The organism is Porphyromonas pogonae (genome assembly GCF_036320655.1).
GTDB classification, from domain to species: Bacteria; Bacteroidota; Bacteroidia; order Bacteroidales; family Porphyromonadaceae; genus Porphyromonas; species Porphyromonas pogonae.
Genome location: NZ_CP143258.1, coordinates 2,033,210 through 2,053,771, shown reverse-complemented (window position 1 = coordinate 2,053,771; position 20,562 = coordinate 2,033,210). Strand labels below are relative to the sequence as shown.

At 44.3% G+C, this 20,562-nt stretch carries 19 protein-coding genes; 11 read left to right on the top strand and 8 right to left on the bottom strand.

Annotated elements, in window-relative coordinates:
- The first annotated feature begins 69 nt into the window (after positions 1–69).
- The 7 genes from VYJ22_RS08115 (at position 70) to VYJ22_RS08085 (ending at position 6,580) form a co-directional block, all read left to right on the top strand.
- Positions 70–2,262 carry a hypothetical protein gene (locus VYJ22_RS08115; protein ID WP_329903456.1) on the top strand — a complete coding sequence of 731 codons (2,193 nt, stop codon included), beginning with the start codon at positions 70–72 and terminating at the stop codon, positions 2,260–2,262.
- Between the two features lie 125 nt (positions 2,263–2,387).
- Positions 2,388–2,981, top strand: a complete 594-nt coding sequence (locus tag VYJ22_RS08110; protein ID WP_329903455.1) for a hypothetical protein — start codon at positions 2,388–2,390, stop codon at positions 2,979–2,981.
- A 138-nt stretch (positions 2,982–3,119) separates the two neighbouring features.
- Positions 3,120–3,494 (top strand): four helix bundle protein, encoded by a 375-nt coding sequence (locus VYJ22_RS08105; RefSeq protein WP_329903454.1) that lies wholly within the window; start codon positions 3,120–3,122, stop codon positions 3,492–3,494.
- Between the two features lie 709 nt (positions 3,495–4,203).
- Complete coding sequence (locus VYJ22_RS08100) at positions 4,204–4,338, top strand: hypothetical protein (RefSeq protein ID WP_329903453.1); 135 nt, start codon at positions 4,204–4,206, stop codon at positions 4,336–4,338.
- 90 nt (positions 4,339–4,428) lie between these two features.
- On the top strand, positions 4,429–5,781 hold the full coding sequence (locus VYJ22_RS08095; RefSeq protein WP_329903452.1) for an RNA-directed DNA polymerase: 1,353 nt from the start codon (positions 4,429–4,431) through the stop codon (positions 5,779–5,781).
- 10 nt (positions 5,782–5,791) lie between these two features.
- On the top strand, positions 5,792–5,983 hold the full coding sequence (locus VYJ22_RS08090) for a hypothetical protein (protein WP_329903450.1): 192 nt from the start codon (positions 5,792–5,794) through the stop codon (positions 5,981–5,983).
- An 84-nt stretch (positions 5,984–6,067) separates the two neighbouring features.
- Positions 6,068–6,580 (top strand): HU family DNA-binding protein, encoded by a 513-nt coding sequence (locus VYJ22_RS08085; RefSeq protein WP_329903449.1) that lies wholly within the window; start codon positions 6,068–6,070, stop codon positions 6,578–6,580.
- 209 nt (positions 6,581–6,789) lie between these two features.
- On the opposite strand, the gene VYJ22_RS08080 is transcribed toward VYJ22_RS08085, so the two are convergent.
- Positions 6,790–8,139, bottom strand: a complete 1,350-nt coding sequence (locus VYJ22_RS08080; RefSeq protein ID WP_329903448.1) for an IS4 family transposase — start codon at positions 8,137–8,139, stop codon at positions 6,790–6,792.
- A gap of 389 nt (positions 8,140–8,528) precedes the next feature.
- Positions 8,529–9,395, bottom strand: a complete 867-nt coding sequence (locus VYJ22_RS08075; RefSeq protein ID WP_329903446.1) for a helix-turn-helix domain-containing protein — start codon at positions 9,393–9,395, stop codon at positions 8,529–8,531.
- A 283-nt stretch (positions 9,396–9,678) separates the two neighbouring features.
- Here VYJ22_RS08075 and VYJ22_RS08070 point away from each other — a divergent pair, with 283 nt between their 5' ends.
- Positions 9,679–10,608 carry a helix-turn-helix transcriptional regulator gene (locus VYJ22_RS08070; RefSeq protein WP_329903445.1) on the top strand — a complete coding sequence of 310 codons (930 nt, stop codon included), beginning with the start codon at positions 9,679–9,681 and terminating at the stop codon, positions 10,606–10,608.
- Between the two features lie 295 nt (positions 10,609–10,903).
- Here VYJ22_RS08070 and VYJ22_RS08065 read toward each other — a convergent pair whose 3' ends face one another.
- The gene (locus VYJ22_RS08065; protein ID WP_329903443.1) at positions 10,904–11,479 is read right to left on the bottom strand and encodes a superoxide dismutase; all 576 of its coding nucleotides are present in this window, start codon (positions 11,477–11,479) and stop codon (positions 10,904–10,906) included.
- A gap of 143 nt (positions 11,480–11,622) precedes the next feature.
- Between VYJ22_RS08065 and queC the strand changes: the two genes are divergently transcribed.
- Positions 11,623–12,294, top strand: a complete 672-nt coding sequence (gene queC, locus VYJ22_RS08060; protein WP_329903442.1) for a 7-cyano-7-deazaguanine synthase QueC — start codon at positions 11,623–11,625, stop codon at positions 12,292–12,294.
- Positions 12,295–12,395: 101 nt separating this feature from the next.
- Positions 12,396–13,202: a cation transporter gene (locus VYJ22_RS08055; protein ID WP_329903441.1), complete on the top strand. Its 807-nt coding sequence runs from the start codon at positions 12,396–12,398 to the stop codon at positions 13,200–13,202.
- 279 nt (positions 13,203–13,481) lie between these two features.
- On the opposite strand, the gene VYJ22_RS08050 is transcribed toward VYJ22_RS08055, so the two are convergent.
- The 4 genes from VYJ22_RS08050 to tgt form a co-directional block, all read right to left on the bottom strand.
- Positions 13,482–14,477 (bottom strand): class II fructose-bisphosphate aldolase, encoded by a 996-nt coding sequence (locus tag VYJ22_RS08050; protein ID WP_329903440.1) that lies wholly within the window; start codon positions 14,475–14,477, stop codon positions 13,482–13,484.
- A gap of 112 nt (positions 14,478–14,589) precedes the next feature.
- Positions 14,590–15,051, bottom strand: coding sequence for an SsrA-binding protein (gene smpB / locus VYJ22_RS08045; protein ID WP_329903439.1), 462 nt, complete (start codon positions 15,049–15,051; stop codon positions 14,590–14,592).
- 99 nt (positions 15,052–15,150) lie between these two features.
- Positions 15,151–16,239, bottom strand: a complete 1,089-nt coding sequence (locus VYJ22_RS08040; RefSeq protein WP_329903438.1) for an LptF/LptG family permease — start codon at positions 16,237–16,239, stop codon at positions 15,151–15,153.
- A gap of 24 nt (positions 16,240–16,263) precedes the next feature.
- Complete coding sequence (tgt, locus tag VYJ22_RS08035) at positions 16,264–17,397, bottom strand: tRNA guanosine(34) transglycosylase Tgt (protein WP_407988804.1); 1,134 nt, start codon at positions 17,395–17,397, stop codon at positions 16,264–16,266.
- A gap of 962 nt (positions 17,398–18,359) precedes the next feature.
- On the opposite strand from tgt, the gene VYJ22_RS08030 reads away from it, so the two are divergent.
- Positions 18,360–18,539, top strand: a complete 180-nt coding sequence (locus tag VYJ22_RS08030) for a hypothetical protein (RefSeq protein WP_329903437.1) — start codon at positions 18,360–18,362, stop codon at positions 18,537–18,539.
- Between the two features lie 15 nt (positions 18,540–18,554).
- On the opposite strand, the gene VYJ22_RS08025 is transcribed toward VYJ22_RS08030, so the two are convergent.
- On the bottom strand, positions 18,555–20,495 hold the full coding sequence (locus VYJ22_RS08025; RefSeq protein WP_329903435.1) for an NAD(+) synthase: 1,941 nt from the start codon (positions 20,493–20,495) through the stop codon (positions 18,555–18,557).
- Positions 20,496–20,562 lie beyond the last annotated feature (67 nt).

Genomic DNA, 20,562 nt, shown 5'->3' with positions numbered 1-20,562 from the left:
GTATATGGATAAGTGTACATGCAGAAAGAACAAAAGATAAATAATAAGTAAACAAAAAAGATCACGATAATGAAGAAGAAACATTTATACATGGCTTCGCTGACCGCTCTGCTCCTGGGTATGAGTGCCTGTACGAGCGAGGCCCCGGTGGATAAGCCGGCACCCGGCCCTCTCTCGGGCGACTATCCCGTATCAGTTACCCTGCGGGGCGTCACACAGGCCACGCCCGCTACCTACGCCGTTGTATCAGCAGAGGGATTCGAGAGTGCACTCACAAGCACTCAGGCGCTCATCTTCGACGACGGGGGCAAATACCTCGGCAACAAACCCGTCACCGTGAGCAACGTGCAGCCCGCAGGCGATGCCACACACGATACCAAGGGCACAGCCACCTTCGATGCCAGCAAGGAATACGGTGCAGAGGGCAAGACCATCCAGTTTGTACTCGTGGGCAACCTCAATACCTCGGATCTGGCATCGGCACTCTCTGCTCTGGCCACAGCTAAGAGCAAAGCAGCCGTAACGGATCTTACGCTCGACGATATGAAAGAGCTGCACATCACACAGGCATCCGATGTCAAAAATCAGTTTGTGATGCTGGGCAAGCCTCAGGGCGGTGCCGTAGCCAGTGTGAAGCTCCAGCGTAATATAGCCCAAGCCTACACCGGTACCATAGACATGCAGCGCCTCTCGGCTCGCATCGATGTGAAGCTGGGGGAAGCTCCCGGCAATAAGAATCAGGGGCTCTCCATCACGAGTGTCAAGGTGGTGAAGCGCCAGACCAAGTCTTACCTCTACGAAAAGGGCGGTAAGACAGACAATCTCACCTCGGACGAGACCAAGGACTATACCTCAGCTCCATTCGTGAAGAGCATCTACACGTACGAAAACAGCAAGACGGCTGATACCCACGTGGAGGTACAGCTGGCTCTCAACAATGTGCCCCTGCGCACGGTGACAGTGCCGTTTACCGACCTGGCTATACTGCGCAACCACATCTACACCGTGGAGCTCAACCGCAACCCCAACGACAACACTGTGCCCGGTGATCCTACCATCAACCCACCCCGCATTACCTTCAAGGTAGACGTAGAGGACTGGAAGGTAGACTACCGCTACATGGAGGACTACAAGAACGAGGATGCGCCTACCGTAAGCAAAGTGACCGGGTACAACACCGCATGGTCAGCTCCGCTGGCAGCTAATGAGGTGAAGCACACAGCGAATGCTACCAACACCGACATAGCCATACGCACGGGTGAGGCTTACAACCTGCTACTCGATGTTACCGGCAAGAGCACCCAGAGTGAGGGTGTGGTCATAGAGGGAGCCCAGTGGCTATCACTCAAAGACATCACCACCTATGCCGGCATGGAGCAGCATTTCCAACTCGAAGTCAAGGCCAACCCCGTGATCAGTAGCACACCGCGTGTGGGTAAGGTAGAGTTTCGCAACAAGCTCAAGCCCGGGAACAAAGTCACAGTGACCATATCACAGCTGAGCCGCCCCAAGATGGCGCTCGAGTACGTATCAGAGTACGCCGTGAACTCCTCACGCCTCGGATTTGTGACTACACACAGCAACACTGATGCCGACTTCGGCTATTACAACTGGGCCGACGCCAAAGCCATCTTTGCTTCCGGCACAGCACTTGCCCTCCAAGGCTGGCACCTGCCCTCACGCAATGAGTGTCACGGTATATTCAACGATCATGTGGGAAGTGCAAGTACGGCTATCCGTTACTCTGAGTCATCTTTGAAGGAGAATATCTCTGAGACTATCGAGATTGCGGGTCAGACCGCTACCTACCGTGGCGACTACAAGAACATGGGCAATGTGGGCGGTAAGCTCATCACCTACGCTCTGCGCTACAAGGATGCTACCAACACCCGCCTCTCTGCATGGCGCTATAGCTATGAGGATAACACCCATGGCGGTGGTGGTAAGATGCTCGTGGTACAAGCCGTGTATCTGGGCGAGGGCTTCAGCGGTACGGTGAATACCTTTGCATCCGAGCAGTGGTGGTCCGATCACGCCTCCGAAGCGGTTACTCGCATATTCCCTACATATGGATATAACAGTAACGGTACCGCCGGTATGTCTGCCGCTTCGCCTATCAACCGTGGCTCGTACGGCTACTGCTGGTCGGCCACGGCGTTCAATAGTAGCAGCGCGTACTACATGGGCGTGGGCAATAGCTACGCGTTCGTGTACAACGGCTACCAGGCCCACGGGATGGCTGTGCGTCCGTTCTCCGAGTAACTAAAACGGCGCACTGCCGTTTTATTCGATTCATTTGTTTTATTTCGCCTCCGCCCTCAAAGGCGGAGGCGTCAAAAAGAAGTAAGAACCGCGAAGCGGTCGAATTTTTTTTTAAGATCACTACCATGACATGTATCAAAGATATACTGGCAACCGAATCTAACCACAACAGTGAACCCACTGTCAGGCTCTACGCTGAGGGCGTATTCTACAAAGCTTACGAATACTCGGCTTACTTATTTGTACACCACATCAGGAGCTACAGAGCCAAGCGCAAATATTACAAATCAGTGCATCGTGATGTAGTATCGACGGGTTTTCCCATCAGCACACTCGCCTCCCTGCAACTACCGGCAGGCTGTAAGCCCCGGGAAGAGCCCAACTCAGGAGGTAAAGTCATACTGATACCTATAAACCAAGACATGGTAGCACCGGAGGCGGACTTCGGGTCATGGAGAGAAAATATACCCATGGATACTCCTCCTGTGCGCAAAACACCCCTATTCCCCCCGAGTATGCTCACTGAGGATGTGCCGGTAGATGAGTCTCTATGCCATGATAGCATGCGTAGCATAGCCTTTACGGTGACCTCTGCAGAAAGAGCCGCACTGGAAAAGCTGAAGAACTTCCACTTGGAAGCCGCTACACCCATGAGATGTATGCTGTTTGTGGCAGAGCTGAGGCAGATGGTGGCGGAGCATGGGTGTGAGAGAGGGTAAGAATCACCTTGCTATTTTGTATGCTACTGATGGTATTTATGTTTTTCACTCCTCTTACATTACTTCCCGGGCATATCATGAGAAAATACGGACATAGATCCCATGTCGCAACATGTATAGACAAAGAAATAATCAGCCATGAACTACGAAAACCTACCGGTATACAAAGCCACCTTTGACCTGCTAATCTATGTGTACAGATACACGGTGAAGATACAGCGTGAGTACAGATACACGCTGGCAGAGGAGATGAAGCGCACCTTACAGGAAGTACTGATGGAGATATACCGTGCGAATATAGTGCGTGACAAAGCTGATCATATATCACGTGCCAGACAGGAGCTGGTGAGGGTGCGAGTGCATTTCAGGCTCATGCGAGAGCTGAAGCTACTCTCTCTCAAGCAATGTGTGATGATCACAGAAAGCATAGCTGACATATCCAAGCAACTCACCGCATGGGAGAAGCATGTGACATCTGTGACGAAGCTCCCTCATGATGCTAATGTGAGATGAGCGTGTCTCAGCCTCTTCTCCTGCCTCCCCCTCGGATGCGTTTTTTCGATAGGAAGAATGCTACGCCTCTCTGCCTCTCCCAAAAAGTAAGCAATGTCTTTGCTTCCCCCTTGGAGAAGGGGGCAGGGGGATTGACGAGAAGAGAGCTAAGTAGATGCAAGGGGATTGAGGAAAAGGAACAGCTTTTATGGATGCAAAACGAGCATTGACAAAAGCACAGCATACAGAGATAAACGTCCCTGTGTCTCTGAGTGCAACCTCAAAATGGTGTGAGGGGTGCGTGTGAGAAAAGGCCAAGTGCGATGTAAAAGCATTGTAATGAGAGTCCTGCTCCTATGTCATAGTGCAGAGCAGGAGAGGATTATGGTAGGTTCGGTAACCCACCGTCAAGGCGAGGAGGAGTGAGAGATAGCTCCAGGATGGTCACCACAGCATAGCTGCTGCCCCGTGCGAGCTTCTTGCCCACAACTGCCCGCCTCCGGTTATGTCCCGAATGCAAAGGGGTATCGCTGAGAGTGCGGGTCTCTCCGAAATATCAGGAAGAGATGCCCGGTACTCACCTCGATATAGTATCAGAGGTTACTTTTTTGTGTGACATAGTGCTGCCGCTTCGCCTAACAACCGTGGCTCGAACGGCTACTTCTGGTCGGCCACGGCGAACAATAGTAGCAACGCGTACAACATGAACGTGAACAATAGCAACGCGAACGTGAACAACAACAACCAGACCAACGGGATGGCTGTGCGTCCGTTCTCCGAGGAACCTGCCGCCTTGGCTCTATATCTCACCGCCACCTCACACTCACCGGGTGTATGCATACAAGCTCTCTCTCCTCTACGGTAGATGAAGTAAGATGAGAGGCTATGATCCCCTCTCATCTCTCTCTCTCTGCTACGGCAGATATGAAAATGAACAATGATATACAGTGATATAATGAGTACAAACGCTATAGCCACTACACAAACATACCACGAACTCATGGCTGACCTGCTGGTGGCATATACTGCTGCCTCACGGCACAAACGCAGTAGCAAGCCACGCCTGGAGTTTGAGCTACGCTTCGAGGAGGAGCTTACGGATCTGGCTCGGAGCATTATGGACGGCTGCTATGAGATCAGGCCTTGCACCCGATTCATGGTGACCTCCCCGGTACTGCGTGAGGTGATAGCGGCAGACTTCCGTGACCGCATAGTACACCACTACATCCATGCTTATCTCAACCCCACGCTGGAGAGACTGCTGATACATGATTGCTACTCATGCCGCACGGGCAAGGGTACTCACTTTGGGGTAGAGCGCCTGAAACATCACATCCTCTCCTGCTCACAGCAGTATACTCGCCCTGCCTATGTACTGCAACTCGACATTCGTGGCTATTTCATGCACATAGATCGGAATATACTCTACCGCAAGGCTATGACTCTGATGGATAAGATAGGCTCGCAGCGCCACCCTGCGGGCAAGCTACTACGTGAGCTGCCCAAGCATAGACTGGTGACTGAGCTACTGCATAAAGTGATATACCATGACCCTATCAGAAATTGTGTGTACCGTGGCAACCCTGCCTTGAGCAAAGGCTTGCCACCTTCCAAAAGCTTGCTGTACTCACCCGATATGTGCGGACTACCTATAGGCAACCTGACCTCACAGCTTTTTAGCAATCTATACCTCAACGACTTTGACCGGTGGGTCAAAAGCGACTTCCATATCAGGCACTACGGACGATATGTGGATGACTTCTACCTCATACACACGGATGCAGAGTATCTCAAATCTCTGATAGCCCCTATGGCACGCCGCCTCAGTGAAGTCTGGGGGCTGGAACTGCACCCGAACAAGATAAAACTACAGGAGGTGAAAAAGGGGGTGACCTTTCTGGGCATTCACCTCAAGCCTTACCGAAGATACCTGAGCCACGCCACCCGAAAACGCATATGCAAAAGAGTAGCAAAGCTCAATGAGGAAGTTGCTGCACAGCCTGGGGAGATAAGAAAACAACGAAAATACCGGGAGTATATGCTGGCTCATGCTAACTCGTATTTGGGGATACTAACGGGCACGGCATCATATGGCGTGCGTAAGCGTATGTTTCGAGATAGTGCGCTTTTTGAGATAGCGTATGCTACACCTTTCTTACACAAGTTTGTGCTTCATGCTCATGGGATACTGCCTGATAAGAGAGAGACACACGCAGGTGGCAACACTCTGAGACTCTCATCGGGTGAAACAAAAGTATCTCCTCTCCTCTATGATAAAGAACACCAAAAGAAAACAAGCAATCGATAGACTAAAAAAGATGGTAATAATAAAAAAGAAACTACAAGGTCGAAGGTATCCCAGACACAAACCTCTCTCTCCCTATTGCATGTACAGGCTATCACCGCTATTTGTACAGGGTGTCGATGCTGCACGTACAAGTAACGGTGTGTCTCCTGTACGTGTAGCGATGGCTGCAAGTACACCTAACGATGACCTGAAGTACAGGTAGCTACGGTGACCCTATGACAGATGCATTGGCCTGTCCAGTGAGGATGGGCGTAAACGAATATTAAACTAATAAAAAACAAAGACAATGAGTATCAAATTCAAACTCGTGGGGCGCAAGATCAATATTGGCCCCCAAAAAGGTAAAAACATCTACACGGCACAGCCGGTATACCTCGACGACATGAACTTCAAGGAGCTGTGCACTCGCATAGCAGAGTACTCTGCTATGACGAGTGCCGATGTGCGTGCGGTGCTGGATCGCATGGTGTATGTGATGAATGAGGAGTTGGTCAAGGGGCGCATAGTGCGTCTGGAAGACTTTGGCTCCTTCCGCCTCTCATTCGGTTCCAAAGCTGTAGAAAAGGAGGGCGATTTCAACACTGGGTTGATTCGTACGCCCAAGATACTTTTTACTCCTTCCAAGGAACTCAAAGCTAGTGCAACCACACGAGGTGGCCAAGGGCTCGCCTATGAGCGAGTGAGTGCTGAGACGGGGCGTCGCAAAGTCCTCAAGTCCGCTAAGCCTGGAGCGGGTGGGGTTACACCGGGAGATAATGCCGGCAGTGGGACGCCTCCAAACCCTGGCTCAGGCTTGTGACATACTTCTCCCCTCCCCCCAAAAAGTAAGCAATGTCTTTGCCTCCCCCTTGGAGAAGGGGGCAGGGGGATTGACGAGAAGAGAGCTAAGTAGATACCAAAGGGGATTGATGAAAAGGTGAGCTTTTATGGATGCAAAGGGGGAGATTAGACAAGCGGTCAATCCCCCCCCCCCGCCCCCTTCTCCAAGCTAATCTTTATACACATCTTTTAATTTTTTTGTTTCATGAAAGATAGTACAGTGAGGTGCTCATGGAAAACCTTTAGACCTTTGCACATGGTATTATATCCTGGAGGTCCGCCAGATTTTACATAAGCTTTCCATGATCCCAGTCGGGCTATTATCCACGAAGCCCAAGCTAACGAATCTTCCCGAAAAGGATTATTCCCATCTTTTGATCGAGGAGACTCTTTATGTAGCATTTCCATCTCTAGATGCAGCATCTCGCACTCTTCCTCTGTAAAGAGTCGATTACATGAAACGCTCTCATTGGCAGTGTCATATTTTTTCTTTAGAGTCATACACTTTAGCACAACATAGAACCCCATTGCCATAAGCTTTTTCATCGCCATACCGTTTTCTAATTGGGCAGAGGTAATACCCAAGCCTTTGGTTTTCATTAATCTAAAGACTTCTTCGATATGCCATCGATACTTGTACCACTGTATAATCCGGAGTGCATCTTCCTTACTCTTTACTTCGTGCGAGGTGAGCAAACGCCATTCGATAGGCTTTTCACCCTCGGGAACGCTACCGGCATCTTCTCTGACATGAACGTAGTGGCAGCTAATACTCTTTGAAACATCGTCTTTACCATTACCTGTGTTGCCGAAAGTGACTGGTGCATATTTGACGTCGAACAACGCCTTGCGAGGTTTACGCCTATTTTGCCTAGTGATCTGGGATGTGCAACTGAAACTAACCGGTTGTTTATCCAACCATTCGATGATACGTTCTTTTTTAGATTTTGAATCTCCCTCGAGAAGCCGATTGTGAATGGAGCGAATCAGAAAATCACATCCTTCTTCCAACGTCTTACTCATGACGGTGTAGATATCATTCTCACGATCACCCACCATGGTTTTACGTAAATTTTCTGGCAAATTCGCGTTTGCCATTTTAGCCGATGCAGCCCAACGAGACGATTCTTTCTCATTAAATCCAATTTTTTTACGCAGCTGTTTCTTCTGGCGTGCGTCTTTGCGATCTCTGTTATACAACTCAATCGAACTATAACCCATAGGGGTTTCTGTCTCAGGGTCAAAGAGCAAGCAAGGATGAGCAAAGATGCTGTACTCCGAACTCTTGTTGGTTCCATACCCATAATCTTCGTCATTAGGGTTTAATCTGCCACTGATATTATCAAAAGTAAACTCTGTAGTATCCTGAATGCAAAGCACATGCTTAAGATCTTTGCAACATTGTGCGCTATTTGCGGTAACGCAGTCCAAAAACTGATCCATTTTCCATCTTTTATTATTTAGGAGTCGATAAGCCCCCTGCCTTTCTGCATGATTCTTAAAACAACTGTTCATGACCCCGTCCACACGACGTGTCATTGCTGCCAAGACGAAATATAATCGCTTAGCGATACGTGCATCTTTTATGACGCCTGAAAATGTTAAGTTACATATATAAAGATACGAAAAAACAACGAGGATACAATGCAAGAAATTGAATAAAAGTATGTTAAATCGTTGAGATATGTGTATAGATTAGTTCTCCAAGGGGGATTGACGAAATAATAGCTCTCTCGCCAAAAGAAATGCCACACCTCAGCCTCCCCCTTCTCCAAGAGGGATTGACGAAATAATAGCTCTCTCGCCAAAAGAAATGCCACGCCTCTGCCTCTCCCTTCTCCAAGGGGAAGGCAAAGGCTCCGACTGCTTCACAGATCTAGGGCTTACCCCAAAAAACACCCCCAAGGGAGGGGTAGGGAGGGACAAGTTTAATGGTTACCGTGTTTCTTACGTATGGATCCCGGGGAAGCTCCCAACCAATGCTCGCAGAATTTATTGAAATGGGAGCGTGAGGAAAACTTGAAAGCATCTACAATCTGTTTGATGGGTATGTCGGACTCGCACAGTGCTACCATGACTTTATGAGCTTTGCGCTGTAGTAGCCATTGGTAGGGAGATGTACCGAATTCTTTTTTGAATTTCTTTTTGAAATTGTCAATGCCCATATTCATCTTTCTTGCCAATGTAGATATGCTCTCCTGCTCGTCTATGCATCGAAATATTTGCTGTTTGAACTCTGCCGACTTGCCGATGATGGGTCTGAAGAGATCAATAAGTTCCTGCTCTCTGAAACTAATACCTAAGAGCATCATGAGCTCTTCGCTTTTGATGGAGTGGAGTCGGGCACATTTGAAGCCTGAGAGTAGATACTCGCTAAGAACGTAGTAGAAGATGTTGATGATGCGAGGTGATTGGTATGCTTTGAATGTGTAGAGAGTGTTTTCTTTTGACTTGGAAAGCGATATGGATAGGTGAGACATGGTGACTTTGCTGCAAATGCTTTGTATCTGCTCGGATTTCATGATCACCATGGTGACATCATCAAGAGGTGTGATGTATACAGTATCTCCGGCAGGTATAAAGAAGATATGACGTGGCTCTACAGTAAGTTCAGGAAACAAATTGTATTGCACGCTTATCCTGCCCTTGAGTATGTAGATAATTCTATTTACAGTAATGTCCGGTGAGTTTACTTTGGAATCATCCGGAGACATATTGACAACATAGAATCCATTACGAGGACTGCATGTGTAACAACTGCATAGCAAGTGTTTTTGCAAATCAATAATTTTCATTGTTTATGTGACCGTGTTAAAAATTATATAAGTAGAGTCGGCTCTTCTTTATTAGTGCTAACTCTTTACGAATCAGGTTGCCAATATATTACAATTAGCTCTATGTAAATGAGAATATATGTCTATAAAATACCTACATAGTGTATACAACATGTCTACAAATCACTTTTTTGCATTGTGAATGAGTCTTATTCCGTCAAGTGTTGTGAGTTATGTAGGCAACATGGGTGTGTATATTGCAAATCTGAGTGCATATTAAAAATATTATTCTGATACAGTAATCATGTTAGATAAACTTACTATTTGGGTCACTTTGATGATAGCATCATGCCTTAGTGTGTGCAGAATGGGTTTGGTCATGGATCCTGTGTGCTATAGCTCATCCTATAATATGGTGGATGGAAATAAGTATGGAATTATTTTGAGGAGAAGACTCAACTGTGCTATAATCCCGTATGTTGTAGAAAATCCCTGTAAGACTTTCACTAATAAGCGAGTCGCTGGCGAAGGGCTGTCTGTGGCAATAAACCCTGATCCTATGGCGAATGCCTGGCGGAGCACCCATCATGATATTACCTATGGAGACACAGCCGTAAGCAATGGAAGATCTACTATGTGCTATGTGTTTCCCGTGATAGTGCTGGCATTATTGTTTGTAATGTCCTTGATGATGGTGTATTACAAAATGAAGTTTCGTGTACTGGAGGTACATAAGATCAATTTGGAGCATGAGAAAGAGTATATGGAAAAAAATCTGCAGATGAAAGAGGAACTGGAGAAACAAATCTCTCTCCGTATGAAATACGAGCAAGAGATATCCGAACTCAGATCACAGATAGAAGCCAAAGATTCAATTGAAAAAGAAGAGTCGTCCAAACTAACAGCGAGCAGATTGATAAACGATAATATGCTCACTGCTAAACAGTCAATGGCTACATTGGTAAATGAGGAAAGCCAGATGGATGTTTTGGTGGCAGAGTTTCAGGCTAATAATCGTGATTACTTCAATAAACTTGAAGAGTATTCTAATAATAAATTAACAGTTCAAGACTTGAAATACTGCGCTTGTTTTTGTATGAAACTGACTCCTAAAGAAATATCCAATATGTATAATGTGGAGAGTAAAAGTGTGAGAATGAGCAAATATCGCATCAAACAGAAGCTCAATGTGCCCTCAGATATAAGTTTGGAGGCATTCCTGCAACAGCTATGAATTTGTTGAGGGGGGCTTATGCACTAAGAATAGAATATCTGGGGTTAGAAGAATTATATGAAGATTAGATGATTGGTTTTATTCTCAAAATTCCGGGAGGAATTGGGTGAAGAGGATAAAAGAATTGAGACGATTCCCAAATGAATGATGAGCGTCTCATAGTCTCTTTTATTCCATTATTGATTCAGGTAAGAAAAGCGGTCACCATGCTGCTCTCGGATAAGAGAGCTGGTGACCGCTGAGTTTATAGGAGCCATAACATGCAACTCCTATATGGAGTTGCTACCGATGGTTTTTAGTAACGTGACTCTACAGCTGACCAGTTGATGATGCTCCATACATCTTTCACGTGATCGGCTCGGCGATTCTGATAGGTAAGATAATATGCGTGTTCCCAAACATCGACACCCAACAGAGGTTTAAGTCCGTGTTTTACGGGATTGCTGCCGTTGGGTTCTTTGGTGATTTCCAGATTCCCCTTTTCGTCAGAGGCCAACCATGCCCAACCTGAACCAAACAATGTAACGCATGCATTGTTGAATTCTTCCTGAAATTTGTCGAAACTTCCCCATTTCTTTTCAATGGCTTCCATCAACTTGCCTGAAGGCTTACCACCGCAATGAGGACCGAATTGTGTAAAATAGAGATTGTGATTCAACACCTGACCGGCGTTGTTGAATACGCCGCCATCGCTTTTCTTTACGATATCTTCCAATGACATGGACTCAAACTCTGTACCTTCGATGAGCTTGTTCAGTGTATTCACATAGTTCTGAAGGTGTTTGCCGTGATGATATTCAATTGTTTCTTTGCTGATAACCGGTTCCAGAGCTGTAGGCTCGTAAGGCAAATTGATCAATTCGTGTTTCATTGTTCTTACTATAATTTATTGTTATTAATATATCGTGAAATATCTTTTACTTTATTTTAAGTGACTTTTCACTTTTCTGTGATCTATTTTCATAACAAATATACGTTTACAATGTTTAAATTTGTATAGCTAAAAACTAAGATATGATAGATAACATCAATAATGCTTCCGGACTAATTGTAGTCTCAGGAGGCATGGACAGCATAACTCTGCTATATGAATATGCACACGATATCAGACTGGGTATAAGCTTTGATTATGGTTCTAAACACAATGATAAGGAGTTGCCTTTTGCGCGCATGCATTGTGAGCGTTTAGGTATTGAGCATATTACTATTCCGCTGAGCTTTATTGCAGAATATTTTAAGAGTGATTTACTGAAAAGCGGCGGCGATATCCCTATGGGGTCTTACGACGATGATAATATGAAAAGTACGGTGGTGCCATTTCGCAATGGAATCATGCTGAGCATAGCTGCCGGTATGGCAGAGAGTAGGGGACTATCACGCATTTATATTGCCAATCACTTTGGCGATCATGCTATTTACCCTGACTGTCGTGCTTCCTTTATTAATCCTATGACACAAGCTATCGCAGAAGGTACCGGAAATAATGTGCATATCACAGCTCCCTATACCTCTATAACCAAAGGTGAGATAGCCAGGATAGGCAAAAAGCTGGGAATAGACTATGCCGAGACTTGGAGTTGCTATTGCGGAGGTGATGTCCAGTGTGGCACATGTGGTACATGTGTAGAGCGTAAAGAAGCTATGCACGATGCAGGTATTGATGATACAACAGTATATCTGCATTGAGTGAATATTACGCTGTATAAATAATAATATTGTGGAGTAATATGCACGTATATATGTGTATACTCTCTTTGAAATAACGATTTTAATCTATTCACCTTTTGATGGAAAAGGAAGTTAAGTATCATATTCCAGCTATGGATTGCCCTTGTGAAGAGCAAATTATCAGGATGAAACTGGCTGAGTTGTCGTCAGTTCATTCTCTGGATTTTGATTTACCGGCTAGGGTGCTCACAATTGTTTTCAATGGTAGTTTTGAGCCTATCGAAGAAGCTCTTGTATCTGTAAAAATGGGGGGGACACTCGTGTCTGAGCAAGACATAAAATACTCGGAAAGCAACGACCCTCATCAAAATGTACATAATAAGCGGCAGCTAAACATTCTTATAGCCGTGCTGGTAATCAATGCGGTTTATTTTCTGGCTGAAGAAATCTTCGGGTACATTTCAGGTTCTTTGGGGCTTATGGCTGATGGATTGGATATGCTTGCCGATGCTTTGGTTTATGGCCTTGCGATATGGGCTATAGGTAAAAATACTATGCGAAAGAAACGTATCACCAAGCTATGTGCCGTGTTGCAAGGTATTTTGGCGTTGGGCGGATTATACGAAGTGGTGGAGCGTTTTATTACCCAAACTGTACGACCCGATAGTCTTACTATTATTATAGTAGCCTCATTGGCTCTGCTGGGCAATGCTGCATGCCTCTATCTTTTGACCAAAGATAAGAGTGGGGAAAGTCACATGAGAGCGGCTACCATATTTTCCTCAAATGATGTGATAGCCAATGTGGGTGTAATTTTGGGCGGTATATTAGTAGCTGTTACGGATAGTTATATACCGGATACTATTATCGGGGGTATTGTGTTTCTTCTTGTCATGCGGGGAGCATACAAGATTTCGAAACTATAGGAGACTGTTGCAAAAGTCAACAGTCTTGTGGATTTTGGAGTCAAAGCCGACAAAAGACACTTTGACCGGGCAGAGAGGGTAAAGTGCAAGGCGCTAAGAGTGAGTGCACAGGGAGTTTACTTCAGGTAAATGACCAAACGCGAATCTCGCAAGCAACGAAGCAATTTGCCTGCTATGCAACGGTCTCTATAGACTTTTTGATATTTGTTAGTCGATAATAAAAAGAGACTGCCTCAAAATTTGAGACAGTCTCTTCTGCTATATAACTGTAAAGATATTTTAGATCTTATTGTTAGAACCCAGCACGTTTTCGATCTTGTGCATGTAGAGTTCCTTCAAAGAGTCACGAGCCGGTCCAAGGTATTTACGAGGATCAAATTCGCCTGGTTTGGTCGCAAATACTTCGCGGATAGCGGCAGTCATAGCCAAGCGACCATCTGAGTCGATATTGATCTTGCAGACAGCACTCTTAGCAGCGCGACGAAGTTGCTCTTCAGGAATACCGATAGCATCTTTGAGAGCTCCACCAAATTTGTTTATGATAGCCACTTTGTCCTGAGGTACTGATGACGATCCATGAAGTACAATAGGGAATCCGGGGATACGACGCTCGATTTCTTCGAGGATGTCGAAACGCAAGGGAGGAGGAACGAGGATACCATTCGCATCACGCTCGCATTGTTCCGGAGTAAACTTATTAGCACCATGTGATGTACCTATTGAGATAGCCAAAGAGTCAACACCCGTCTTTTTTACGAAGTCATCAACCTGATCTGGCTCTGTATAAGTGTGGTGCTCAGCGCATACATCGTCTTCAACACCGGCCAATACTCCCAGCTCGCCTTCTACAGTGACATCGTGCTGATGAGCATATTCTACCACTTGCTTGGTCAAAGCTACATTCTCGTCATAGGGAAGGTGTGAACCATCGATCATTACAGATGAAAATCCCATCTCAATACAGCTTTTACACAGCTCAAAGCTATCACCGTGGTCAAGATGGAGTGCGATTTGAGGATTAGGACAACCAAGTTCTTTGGCATACTCTACAGCTCCTTGAGCCATATAGCGAAGCAAAGTTTGGTTGGCATATTTGCGTGCACCGCTCGATACCTGAAGGATCACCGGAGAGTTAGTAGCAACTGTAGCTTGTATGATAGCTTGCATTTGCTCCATATTGTTAAAGTTGAAAGCCGGGATTGCATATCCGCCTTTTACCGCTTTAGCAAACATCTCACGAGTGTTTACCAAACCTAAATCTTTGTAATTAACCATTTTTATATTCCTTTAGAAAAATTGATATTATCCAAACGTGAGCAAAGATACAATTTTCTAATTGATTGTATATAAATTTATGCTATTAATTAAAATTGTATAAAAAGGGGGCTTATCGTTTCATGGCTCTATCCATTTCGCGCCTATCATCACGCTCTTTGATAGAGGCTCTTTTGTCATATTGTTTCTTACCTTTTGCTACAGCAATTACTACTTTTGCCAAACCTCTGTCATTGAGAAATAGCCTGGTGGGTACTATAGTAATACCTGGAGCTTTAGATGTTTCTTCGATTTTCTTCAGCTCCTTTTTATTGAGTAATAGTTTGCGTTCTCTACGGGCAAGATGGTTGTTGTATGATCCGTAAAAATATTCCGAGATATACATGTTTTTTACCCATAACTCTCCTTTATGGAAATAACAAAAGGTATCTACCAAGCTAACTTTTCCTAATCTGATAGACTTGATCTCTGTCCCGACCAACACGATCCCGGCAGTATAGGTGTCTATGAATTCGTAATCGAAAGACGCCTTTTTGTTTTTTATATTGATTGCTTTCTGTACTTTCTCTTTCATAAAATTGATATTTGTCAATAATCAATGATACATATAATTTCTTTAATACCCCCTTATGGAGCTATGGCATAACTTCACTGCCAAGAAAGACGGACGATATTATTGCGGAGCTTTCTTATAAAGATATATGGCAATGAGTACGAACACAATGTTCGGTATCCATGCCGCAAGCCACGGCGGCATAGCTCCGCTCACTGCGAAGGTAGAGGTTACCGTCATAAAGAGGATATAACCAAAGCTGAGTCCAAGCCCTATGGCTATATTGAAACCCATACCTCCTTTCATCTTGCGTGATGATAATGAAGCCCCTATGATAGTAAGTATAAATGCCGAGAATATAGAAGCGTACCTTTTGTGTCGCTCAATATCGAATTGTGTAGCATTCCCTGTGCCTCGCTCTCTTTGTCTGTTGATATAGCTGGTCAGTTCCGGAGTTGTCATTGTCTCGGCATCACTTTTAGAGACCACCAAATCAAGCGGACTGATGTTGATTACTGTGTCGATTTGCATGCCCGTAGTATCTTTTTCGTACATACCACGAAACGATCTGATCTTGTAATTGTAAAGTGTCCAGTGGTTTACAGAGTCGTAGGTAATGCGCTCTGCCGTCAATCGTGATACGAGATCACTTTTCTTAAACTTGTCCATGGAGAATTGATATCCTGTTTTGGATACGGTATTGAATGAGTTAATGAAGATATACACCCCTTTCTCTATTTCGAGCTGTATACTCTCAGCATATTCTACCCTGTTGTTTTTGATGTATTTGGACTGGAAGTCAATTCTCTTGAGATTACCTGGTGGAATGATAAAGCTATTGAAAATAAATGTGATAACACCTATGATTGCAGCGGATATGACATAAGGTTTCATGAGCCTCTTGAAGCTCATGCCCGTAGAAAGCATGGCTATGATTTCTGAGTTTTCAGCAAGCTTGGACGTGAAAAATATTACCGCAATAAATACGAATAGTGGGCTGAAAAGATTGGCATAATAGGGGATAAAGTTGAGATAGTAATCGAAAATAATATCTTTGAGTCTTACCTCCGGTTTCAAGAATGCATCTATCTTTTCATTAATATCGAAGACTACCGATATGGTTATGATGAGTGCTATCGAGAATACAAATGTACCCAAGAACTTCTTGATTATATATCTATCTATTTTGCTTAGCCACTGCTTATTCATGAGGAATTTCCTAAGTTGTTTGGTTTATAGGCGATTGTCCAGTTGCTTTACCATCTTTTCTTTCCATGATGAGAAAGTTCCTTCAATGATTTGTTTACGAGCTTCCGTAACCAAATCAAGATAAAAAGCAAGATTATGTATCGATGCTATTTGTAAGCCTAAAATTTCCTGAGTCTTGATCAGATGATGCAGATACGCCAAGCTATATTGCTTGTCTACGAAAGATGTACCTAGCGGATCAATAGGCGAGAATTCTCTAGCCCATTTGGCATTCCTGATGTTTATGGTACCATGCCATGTAAAGAGTTGTCCATTGCGTCCGTTGCGAGTGGGCATGATGCAGTCAAACATATCTACACCGCGAGCTATATTCTCCAATAAATTTATAGGAGTGCCTACTCCCATCAGATAGCGGGGTTTGTCTTTGGGCAATATAGAGTTTGTAAGTTCCACCATCTCGTACATTTTTTCTGTAGGCTCTCCTACTGCAAGTCCGCCTATAGCATTACCTTCTGCTCCCAACGAAGCCACATGTTCCGCAGCTTGGGACCTCAAGTCCGGGTATACACAGCCCTGAACTATAGGGAAGAGACTTTGGTGGTATCCATATAGAGGATCAGTCTCCTTTACACGCTTCACGCATCTCATGAGCCATCTTTGAGTAAGTTCCAGAGAATCTTTAGCGTATTTATAATCGGCATCGCCCGGACAGCACTCATCGAAAGCCATCATAATATCCGCCCCTATCTTACGCTCAATATCCATTACACCTTCGGGGGTAAATAGATGTTTTGAACCATCGATGTGTGAGCGAAAGGTAACCCCCTCTTCCGTGATCTTGCGCCTCTCGGCAAGACTAAAAACCTGATAACCTCCGCTATCAGTCAGTATAGGACCATCCCAGCTGTTAAATTTATGCAATCCGCCAGCCATGTACAGCGTCTCAAGCCCTGGCCTAAGATACAGGTGATAAGTATTTCCCAGTATTATTTTGGCCCCGATATCCTCTTTCAGCTCTGTCATGTGCACAGCCTTTACAGAGCCTACAGTACCCACAGGCATAAATATAGGAGTAGGTATTACGCCATGATCTGTAGTAATACTTCCGGCGCGAGCGGATGTCTGATTACAATTGTGCTCTATATCAAATTTCAGCATAAGATGATGTCTCGTAATTCAAAAATATATTTAATCAAGAGTACAAAGATAATCTTTTCATGCTTAAACACAGACGCAAGCTGTGAGGTCGAGTACTTTATTTCCCAACTTGCACAATCCCGAAGCTATCTTAGCTCCTATTTACATAGTTGTAAGTTCAACTCCCGCTCCGGGTATAAACAAAAAGGCTAATAATTTGAAAAAAATCGGTAGATTTTTGAAAAAGTTTATAAAAGAATATTTGCGATTGGGGGCGGAAAATCTTAGTGTCAGCTTAGAGCGGCTTTAATGATGTTTTGATGAAATGTGAAAATGTTAGATATTTGATTTTGTATCTTTCTTTTTGATTAAATTGAGCTGAGTTTTGTTTCTTTTTTGATAGCGTTGTGGGTGTGGGGGATTTTTGTTTTTCGGATTTAATATTTTTCTAACTGTCTTTTACTTTTTTCTTAGTTAGATCACTTCTGTAACGTAATTAGGAAAATTCCTTTACGTAGTTAGAAAAAAAGTAAAAGGCAGTTAGAAAAATGGCAAAGTTGTGTTATAATATAGATTTGTTGAGTTTAAATTAAGGTTTGACTGAGGGATAAAAATGGAAAAGCCGTAAAGAGGTGCTGATACACGCTTTACGGCTCTTGGGTTAATGTCAGGTGTCATTTATTGCATTTTGACACTTTGATTTTTTCTTATACTTATTCTGTTTTGACAAAATGTAAGCTGACGTGTTCATACAGCAAAATCTGTATACTGGCAAAGTAGTGCTTGCCGGTATTTATTGTATGGATGTGATAGCTCTGAGCTTTCATTGATCGGGTAAAATCTTATTGTTATTTGAGACTGTTGCAAAAGTCAACAGTCTCATGGATTTTGGAGGCAAAGCCGACAAAAGACACTTTGACCGGGCGGAGAGGGTAAAGTGCAAGGCGCTAAGAGTGAGTGCACAGGGAGTTTACTTCCGGTAAATGACCAAGCGCGAATCTCGCAAGCAACGAAGCAATTGGCCTGCTATGCAACGGTCTCTATTTCTACAAAGATACAACATCCATCCCCCCTTTGTCAAGAGGAGGAGCATAAAATTTGATTTATTTTGGGGAGTTTTACTCTTTAATATCTATGTGGTATTGAGTCTACTTTACCAATAAATTTTCGAGCAAGATTTATTCTTCGGAGAAAGAATCTATTTCTTCTAACCACATAGCACTGCTGGCATCGCTGGGCATGCGCCAGTCCCCCCTTGGTGATAGGCTTATACGGCTTACTTTGGGCCCGTCGGGCATACAGTTGCGTTTGTACTGCTGGGAGAAAAATCTATGGTAGAATGTTTTCATCCATTTCTTGATCTCTTTTTTGGTATATTGCCCCTCGAAAGCTACTTGGGCCAGATAAAAGATCTTTTCCGGCTTGTACTCGTTGTAAAGAAAATGATAGATGAAGAAATCATGCAGCTCATAAGGCCCCACAATGTTTTCGGTGATCTGTGTCATTTCTCCATTATTACTTTTAGGTTTAAGTTCAGGACTTATAGGAGTATCAAGCACGCTTCTGAGTGTTTTGGACGTGTCATTGCCGAAGTAGTCTGTGTCTGCAAGATGCCTCACTATCAGCTGAACTGATGTTTTGGGAACACCTGCATTTACTGAATACATGGACATATGATCGCCATTGAAAGTGCACCAACCCAAAGCTAGTTCAGACAAATCGCCTGTGCCGATGACAGGTGCATAGTATTTGTTCGCCGTATCCATCAGGATTTGGGTACGCTCACGAGCTTGTGCATTTTCGTAAGTAGTATCATGTACTTCGGGGTCATGACCAATATCGGAGAAGTGTCTCATGCAAGCATCTGTGATATCAATATCTTTGGCGGTAATACCCAGATATTTCATCATATCCAGTGCATTATTATATGTTTGTGAAGTAGTACCAAAGCCGGGCATTGTAATCCCGATAATATTTTCGCGAGGTATACCAAGAAAATCAAAAGCTCCTACAGTGACCAGAAGTGCGAGTGTAGAGTCCAGACCTCCCGAAATCCCTATCACAGCGTGGTCACTGTGTATGTGTTTGAGCCTTTGGGCCAGACCGCATACCTGGATATCATAAATCTCTTGGGAGCGTTCGGCTCTATGGATATTATCGGGCAAGAAAGGATTTTTTTCTACTGATCGTGTTATGGGGGCAGAATGGCCTTCTGATTTCAACATAAAAGGAATCTCTGTAAGCTCCTCGGTTGCATAGTCCGAGACAGCAGCTTTGAAACTTGAGTTGATAAGGCGTTCATTTTGTATATAAGAAACATCGATATCATTGATAAGCATCCTCTCACTATATTCAAACCGCTTCATCTCTTCTATAATTTTACCACACTCTGCTATGAAGGCTTTACCTGTGTATACCAAATCGGTGGAACTCTCTCCATATCCGCAAGAACTATAGACATACCCGCAAAGACTTTGGGATGAAAGTCCGCTGATGAGTGATCGTAAATAGGTGTGTTTGCCGGCGTTTTCATTACTGGCTGATAAGTTGAAGATAATCTCTGCTCCGTAAAGAGATAGTCGTGTACCGGGGGTATAAGGTGTCCACATATCCTCGCATATCTCTACTCCGATACCAATATTACCGGAGCTGAAAATAATATTATGACCTATGGGCACATCGAATGAACCTATGTGTGCAATGGAGAACTTGAGGTCACGGGCGGGAGTAAACCAACGTGCTTCTTGAAATTCCCTGTAATTGGGTAAGTAGCTTTTGGGTATAGCTCCCAGGATTTTGCCTTTTTGGAATGCTACAGCAGCATTGAACAGCTTTTCCTCCACTCTTACAGGCATTCCTACGATAGCCATTAGTTCACACTCTTTGGTACGCTCGACCAGTCGGCACAAACACTCCGCTGCTTTATCAATAAGATAGGGATGGAGCAATAGATCTCCACAAGTGTAGCCTGTGATGCAAAGTTCAGGAAAGGCTATGATTTCTACACCTTTGCTGTCAGCATCAAAGATCATTTTTTCAATCCTCTCAATATTGTAATTGCAATCTGCTACCTTGACAAAAGGAACGGCAGCAGCCACTTTGATAAAGCCGTATTTCATTTTAGTATTATTTTAATGAGACCTACAAATGTAACGAAAGGGTTTCATAAATAGATTAAAGGTAGGC